Genomic DNA, 3,308 nt, shown 5'->3' with positions numbered 1-3,308 from the left:
GACGGCAGCTACACGACGAATAAAAACATGATCCCCGACGCTGAGGGGCCCTACGAGCGGCACCCGGCGGTGCTGCGGTACCGGAGGCCATAGGCGCGGCACACGTGGCGGGGCGTTGCGGTACGCGCGCGCCCCGTCACACCCCACTGTCGTCACTTAACCACCCGATCTAGCTGGCCCAGCCCTCACCAAGCTAACGGCATACTGGGTTCGGGCCGATTTTTTCGGCGAGGGGAAGGGGAGCTCACTTGAGTCGAATTGCGTCCAAATCGCGCGGCGCCCGCATGGTGGATGTCGCGAAGCTAGCGGGTGTGTCACAACAGACGGTGTCCCGCGTGGTCAACCGCGCTGACAACGTCTCTCCGGAAATTCGCGAACGTGTCCAGCAGGCGATCGAGCAGCTCCAGTACCGACGCAACACCGCAGCCGCGGCGCTGGCCAGCAACCGCACCATGAACCTCGGGGTGCTGAGTTACGCGCTGTCAGTGCACGGTCCCTCGCTCGCCCTGGTGGGAATCTCAGAGCAGGCACGACGGAACGGCTACTCCACGCGCCTCGTCACCCTCGCGGCGCTGGACCACGCGACGGTCCGTGCGGCGCTGGGTGAGCTTTCAGCAGACGAAGTCGACGGCATCATCGTCCTCGCGCCGCTCACCGCGGCGATGGAAGTGTTGCGCGGTGTCGACAGCGATGTCCCTATCGTCGCTTTCGAGCAGGGATCGGCTCCGTCCGCAACGAGTGTTTCGATCGATGAAGTGCATGGATCACGCGTGGCGGTCCGGCATCTGCTCGATCTCGGGCATGAGACGGTGTGGCATATTTCCGGCCCGCCGGGCTGGATGGCATCGGACGCCCGGCAGTTGGGATGGCGTACGGAACTCTCGGAGAGCGGACGGATCGTCCCGCCCCCGGTGGCGACCGCCGACTGGAGTGCCAGGGCCGGGTATGAGGCAGGGCTCAGGCTGGCGGACAACCCGAACGTGACCGCCGTGTTCGCGGCCAACGACCCATTCGCACTCGGTGCCATCAAGGCATTCGATGAGCGGGGTATCGCCGTCCCGAACCGAGTGAGCATTGTCGGGTTCGACAACGTCGCTGAGGCGAGGTATTACAACCCGTCGCTGACCACCGTAGTTCTCGACTTCGAGGAGATCGGCTATCGTGCCGTGGACCAGATCCTGACGATGATGCGTGGTGAGGAGACTCAACTCATTCCGTGGATTGAGCCGCACCTGATCGTGCGTGACAGCACGGGTTCTGCTCCCAGATGAGCACCCAACGTGCGCCATCCTCGAAGACGCCGGCACCTTAGAAGCGGAGCAGATGATCATGGGGTGCGGGGCTACGCCGGAGCCATGGGACCGCCACGGTGCCGTTTAGGCTACGCCTCGTAGAAATCGTGCGCCGATACCGAGAGGATTGCGCCTGTCACCTCTGATCTTGGCGTGCAGACGCGACGGAACAGGGATGTCCCCCAGTGTCACGGGGCGGGAAGCCGGCCGGGTCTGGGCTAACGGACGCGGCTGCTAGTCGGCTGGCCGAGATGACGGCGGAAGGCTTCGGCATGGATTCTCCGTTGAATGGTCGAGCGGCAGGGCCGCCATCAAAACCTCATACATATTCGGTCTTTCAAATCCACTCATGCGGTGAAGAGTCTGGTGGAGCCGCGCGGGAGAGCAGAGAGGGGCGGTGGTAGCCGCATCCACCCCTCTCCTCTTCTGTTTCTAGAATCCCTGTGCGAGCCGGTAGTACGCGTTGTTCCAGCGCACCTCGCGGGAGAACCCGTCCAGGGTGGTGGCATCGTCGATGACGAGCAGTTCGGTACCCGCAATCTCCGCGAAGTCGCGGAACACCTCAATGTCCACCGCGGTCGTCATGACCGTGTGGTGGGCGGCTCCTGCGGTGAGCCAGGCGGCGGCCGAGGTCGCTAACGACGGCTGCGGCTTCCACACCGCGCGCCCGACCGGGAGGTTGGGCAGTGCTTCGGCCGGCTCGATCACGTCGACGACGTTGGCGACCAGGCGGAACCGGTCACGCATGTCGCTCATCGCGACGACGACGGCTGGGCCCGGGTCGGCGTTGAAGACGAGGCGGACCGGGTCGTCCTTGCCGCCGATACCGAGCGGGTGGATCTCGAGCGTCGGCTTCGCCGAGGTGAGCCCCGGGCTGACCTCGAGCATGTGGGCGCCGAGGATCTGCTCTTCACCGGGCACGAGGTGGTAAGTGTAGTCCTCCATGAGTGACGCGCCGCCGGGAAGGTCGGCTCCCATGACGGATGCTGCTCGCACGAGGATGGCTGTCTTCCAGTCCCCCTCGGCGCCGAAACCGTAGCCATCGGCCATGAGCCGCTGCACCGCGAGACCCGGCAGCTGCTTGAGCGCGCCGAGGTCCTCGAATGAGGTCGTGAACGCGCCGAACCCGCCCTCCTCGAGGAAGGAGCGGAGCCCGATCTCGATCGCCGCACCGTCACGGAGGGAGGAGTGGCGGTCGCCACCCTTCCGCAGCTCGGGCACGACGTCGTACAGTTCTTCGTACTCGGCCACGAGGGTGTCGATGTCGCTTGCGGATGCCGCGGAGACGGCATCCGCCAGTTCGTTCACTCCCCAGGTGTTCACCTGCACGCCGAACCGCAGCTCGGCCTCGGTCTTGTCGCCCTCGGTGACGGCGACGTACCGCATGTTGTCGCCGAAGCGCGCGAGCTTGAGCTCGTGGGTGGCGGCCCAGCCGGCGGCGGCGCGCATCCAGGTGCCGACCTGGGCGGTGACGGCGGGGTTGGAGACGTGGCCGACGACGGTCTTGCGGGAGACGCCGAGGCGCGTCTGGATGTAGCCGAACTCACGGTCGCCGTGGGCGGCCTGGTTGAGGTTCATGAAGTCGAAGTCGATCTCGCCCCAGGGCAGCGCAACATTGGCCTGGGTGTGCAGGTGCAGCAGGGGCTTCCGCAGCGCGTCGAGGCCGGCGATCCACATCTTCGCGGGCGAGAACGTGTGCATCCACGCGATCAGGCCGATGACGGTGTCGTCCGCGTTGGCGTCGAGGGCGGCCCGGCGGATCGACTCGGAGTCCTTCAGCACGGGCTTCCAGACGACTCTCACCGGCACAGCGGATGCCGCGCCCAGCGTTCGCGCGATCTCCTGCGACTGCTCGGCAACCTGCTTCAAGGTCTCTTCGCCGTACAGGTTCTGGCTTCCGGTGAGGAACCAGACCTCCGCGTCCGGGGTCGGGAGCGGGCGCGCGGTCATCGGGTCTCCTCAGGGTGCTGGCCGTAGACGTTCTGGTAACGCTCGTAGAGCCGGTCGATGTCGTCC

2 protein-coding genes are annotated in these 3,308 nt (G+C 66.0%); one reads left to right on the top strand and one right to left on the bottom strand.

All coding sequences use genetic code 11. The features are described from left to right. Nucleotides 1-284 precede the first annotated feature (284 nt). Nucleotides 285-1,271 carry a LacI family DNA-binding transcriptional regulator gene (locus ACLQ62_RS05140; RefSeq protein ID WP_411720591.1) on the top strand — a complete coding sequence of 329 codons (987 nt, stop codon included), beginning with the start codon at nt 285-287 and terminating at the stop codon, nt 1,269-1,271. 453 nt (nt 1,272-1,724) lie between these two features. Here the strand turns inward: ACLQ62_RS05140 and araA are convergent, their stop codons facing one another. Beyond that, nucleotides 1,725-3,242, bottom strand: a complete 1,518-nt coding sequence (gene araA / locus ACLQ62_RS05135) for an L-arabinose isomerase (protein WP_411720590.1) — start codon at nt 3,240-3,242, stop codon at nt 1,725-1,727. Between the last annotated feature and the right edge of the window lie 66 nt (nt 3,243-3,308).

Source organism: Mycetocola sp. (assembly GCF_046716805.1).
Lineage (GTDB): Bacteria > Actinomycetota > Actinomycetes > Actinomycetales > Microbacteriaceae > Mycetocola_A.
The sequence above is the reverse complement of the archived record's forward strand: the minus strand, read 5'-3'. Positions and strand labels throughout refer to the sequence as shown.